Raw genomic sequence first — 4,088 nt, 5'->3', positions numbered from 1 at the left:
TTTACGCGCCGTGGGGCTGCTGGCCAGCGCAAAGCCCCAAATACCATAGGCAGAGAGATGATAGCGCTCCCCCGCCAGAAGCCCCAAGTTTGCAATATGTGGCAGTTCGCGGAGTAAATTGCGCACCACCGCCATTTCGGCACTGGCCTCCACCACCGTCTCTGGGTTATCTAAACTCGCCTGATCCAGCGCGGTATTTAGCAATAGTCGATCTAGCGCCGCGCCGTATTCGAGGCCAAGCGACACCAGAATTTGAACACTGGTGATACTCCGACAAAAGTCCCAACTTTTCATAATAAAGCTCGCTCGAAGAATCCAGCTCCGCTATGGCGACGTATGGCTTCTTGATATAGACGTGAAGGCAGACAACAAACCGTGACAATGTCCGCAAGGCACTGAAAATGTCCGAAATTCAACATAGCTTATCAATTAGACTGTCCACCGCCTAGAAAAAAGCGGAGAGTCGCTGAGGCTTGAGCCGTAAGTTAGATAAATAATAAATAAAATTCCTTGTACCGCGCCGTTCTAAAACTTGGTTTTGTACTTGCGCAATTTACATCGTTATTCCGAGGAGATATCTGTGACCCGATACAATCCAGCTCGTCCTTTCTATACCCGACTCTTAATCAGTACCGGAATTAGCGGTATTGCCCTGCTCGCCGCCAGCCAAACTGTCGCCGCACCAGCGCTCGAAGAGGTATTGGTCACGGCCCAAAAGCGCAGTGAAAGTGCCCAGGACATCCCTATTGCGGTCACCGGCGTCACTGCCGATATGCTCGACAAGCTCGGTTTTGAAAACGCCAACGACGTGTCTGCGCAGGTACCCAATATGCAGGTCAGCGGCCCCTATGGCGACGTACAGCCGATATTTTCGATTCGCGGCGTCAGCATGTCTGACTACAGCTCCAACCAAGCCAGCCCCATTGGTGTGTACGTAGACGAAGCTTATTTAGCGCCTGTTTACAGCCACGGTGCCAGCTTCTTCGATATTGAGCGGCTCGAGGTTTTGCGCGGCCCCCAAGGCACGCTCTACGGCAAAAACACCACCGGCGGCGCCATTAATATTATTACCCGCACCCCCAGTTTTGGCGGCGAAGCCAATAGCTTCATTAAAGCCGGCGCCGGCAGTTACGGCGCGACCTCAATTGAAGCGGGCACCGAGAGCGAATTGATTCCCGATGTACTGGCGGCGCGTATCGCCGGCAGCATGAAACGCGACGACGGCTATGTAAACGTCGTCGGCCAAGACACCAATGCCGCGCAAACCGACTTTCAAGGCCTGCGGCTGGGAATAAACTGGCTTATTAGCGATAAAATCGACGCCGTATTAAAAATCACCCAATCCAAAAACGACGGTCTTAGTACACCACCACGCAACGAAGCCCGTACCGATTTACGTGGCAGTGGTTTAGAGGGCGACTCAAACGGCTTTATCGACTATATCGGCTACTCCCGAGGCAGCCGCAATCTCGACTTTCACGAGACAGAATCCAATGCCATCGGCGCACTCGTCACCAATAGCGACCTCGCCGTGCTGACCATGAATTACAATAGTGACAGCTATACCATTACCTCGGTCAGCTCCTATCTCGACGCCGACTACTACCAAATGGCCGATACCGATGGCAGCCCCAACGGCTTGCTAGAAATAAAGTGGTCATCTGACTCATTGAGCTTTAGCCAAGACCTGCGCTTTACCTCGAACTTCGACGGTATGTTTAACATCATTGCTGGTGTGTATTACGGCAGTGAAGATTTATACATGCAAAATATCTACGATATTTTTAACCAGCTGCCGGATACCCGTGTGGGCTATGCCAAGCCCGACACTATTCCGATTTTTCCTTATTTGATCGACTTCGGCATGATTGATCAACGCCTAGAAACCGAAAAGACCAGCGCGGCGGCCTATACCCAAATGCGCTTTGATTTCAGTGCTAATTTCGGCATGGACATTGGGCTGCGCTACACCCGCGACGAAAGTAAACTGAGCTACCTAAATATTTCCCGACTTGCGAACGACGGTACGCCACGGGGCAGTTACGTGCCGGGCAATACCACCGGCGTCGACAATGCCTGGATCACCCTGCCAATTACGCCTTTTGATATTCAAAACTTGTTAGCGAATCCCGGTGATTTAGCCACCTATCAAAACACCGGCTACACCCACGGCGCTTACACGCTTGATTCGGCACCAGAATTGAATGCCCCAGAAAAAGAGTTTACCGGCAAGATCGGTTTAGATTACCGCGTTAACGACGACTTCATGGTTTACGGCAGCGCCAGTCGCGGTTACCGCGCCGGCAGTTACAACGGCGGCGTTTACTACCAACCTCGGCCACTGGAAACCGCCTACGCCTCGCCAGAATATATCGACGCCTACGAAGTCGGCTTTAAAGCCGATATGGCCGAAGGCAGTATGCGCTTGAACGCGGCCGCGTTCCTATATGACTACACCAATCAGCAGTTCATTAACGTAGTGGGTATTTCCAACTTTTTGGAAAACGCCGGCGGCTCGCAAATCATGGGCCTAGAAGCGGAATTGTGGGCGCGCATTACTGAGCGCCTGACCGTGCAGTCGGCCATTGGCTTGCTCGACACCGAGTACACCGAATTAACCCTCGCCAATACCGAAACCATCGCCGACCAAGACGACCGAGTGGACCTGTCGGGCAATGAGTTAATTTCGGCGCCAAAACTTAACTTCAGTGTTTCCATTGATTACGACTTGCTGATCACGGAATACGGCTATTTAAGTGTGAATGGCAATGCCAACTTTCAAGACGACCAATGGTATAGCGCCTACAACGACCAATACGGCTACGACAATATTCGCCAAGACGCCTATTGGCTGTATAACGGCCGCCTGAGCTGGTACGCCAACGATGGCAGTTACAGCGTGTCGGTGTGGGGGAAAAACCTGCTAGAAGAAGAGTACGACAGCTACGCAATAAACCTGCAAGCGGGCTTTGGTTTCGACCAGTACCTTGCAGGCCAACCGCGAACCTACGGCATGGAAGTGCAGTTTAAATTCTGAGCCATCACCCGCCCGCTAATCCGACCACTATGGCCTTATTAGCGGGTGATTGTTGCTCACCCGTAACTGGTGAGCACGAAGCTATTCAACAGGCATATCGCAGCAAATCCGCTTTCTATAGGATAGCCCTGAACGATTAGTTTCGTAAATACAGGAAGAAACTTGAACTTTCGCTACCGATGGCATGTGCTCAGTAATTCCAAGTGCCGACCTGCACATGTCGATGTATTCGAGCTTGAATCGCTCAGAATCGATATTACGCGCAATATGTTCGCATTTTGGCCCTGGGTAATATATCTCTGGTGTTTCAAGGCTGATTTGATTGCTTCCGCAAGCGTCTGGCTTGACCTGATTAACTGGGTTAATTTTTTTAACGGCCGCCGCTGGTTTGGGCTTTAAAATAGCATCCAGATAATTTATTTCATTTTCGCCGACAAACTGAATACGAAGAGTGGTGTAAACGAATTTATATTCAGATGCCTTTTCAAGTATTTGATTTCGGTTTTCAGGTGTTTCGAGTGCCAGACTTTTGCGTGCCGGTGTTGTACCACCTCTTGGCAAATAGATATCACCAGGTACCCAATTGGTCAGTGCAATGCTAGTGACTCTATTGTGGTCGCTATCAAAGACCTCTAGAGAGCCTACGACATTATCAATGTCTTTAGCCGTTTCGTTAGTTAATTCAACGTCCAGAAAATCCTCATCGACAGAGACATATCGAGCGCTGATATAACTTCTTTGCTCAACAAGCCTTGCTTCCCGTGCTTTATTCTCAGCCTCAATACGTTGTCTATTTTCCTCAAATAGCTTTTGACTAGCCTCAATTTCTGCCTGAATTTCGCCAAAGGTTTTAGTCTTGTTGCTACTTGAGTCACAGCTTGATAAAGCGAAAAGGATGCTTAAAAGGAAAAGACATTTCATTATTTTTCCTCGATTAGTTCAAGACCAATCACTTGCAGTCCAGCACCCGTCAGCGATTCGATCCAGCCGAAATCAGCATAGTTATGCTTAAAACTTACGGTGGGCACAACGAACTCCTTGGTGACGTGGC

The 4,088-nt window shown here is 49.9% G+C and carries 3 protein-coding genes; 1 reads left to right on the top strand and 2 read right to left on the bottom strand.

Going from position 1 to position 4,088, the window contains the following annotated elements; genetic code table 11:
- Positions 1 to 294 (bottom strand): AraC family transcriptional regulator ligand-binding domain-containing protein (locus ABYT30_RS16540; RefSeq protein WP_373097552.1); only part of this gene is annotated, 294 nt, incomplete at its 3' end.
- Positions 295 to 580: 286 nt separating this feature from the next.
- On the opposite strand from ABYT30_RS16540, the gene ABYT30_RS16535 reads away from it, so the two are divergent.
- Positions 581 to 3,037, top strand: coding sequence for a TonB-dependent receptor (locus ABYT30_RS16535; RefSeq protein ID WP_373097551.1), 2,457 nt, complete (start codon positions 581 to 583; stop codon positions 3,035 to 3,037).
- An 81-nt stretch (positions 3,038 to 3,118) separates the two neighbouring features.
- Here ABYT30_RS16535 and ABYT30_RS16530 read toward each other — a convergent pair whose 3' ends face one another.
- Positions 3,119 to 3,958 carry a hypothetical protein gene (locus ABYT30_RS16530; protein WP_373097550.1) on the bottom strand — a complete coding sequence of 280 codons (840 nt, stop codon included), beginning with the start codon at positions 3,956 to 3,958 and terminating at the stop codon, positions 3,119 to 3,121.
- Between the last annotated feature and the right edge of the window lie 130 nt (positions 3,959 to 4,088).

Origin of the sequence: Zhongshania sp., assembly GCF_041623545.1 — a bacterium.
Taxonomy (GTDB): Bacteria; Pseudomonadota; Gammaproteobacteria; order Pseudomonadales; family Spongiibacteraceae; genus Spongiibacter.
This window is presented reverse-complemented; position numbering and strand designations above follow the sequence as displayed.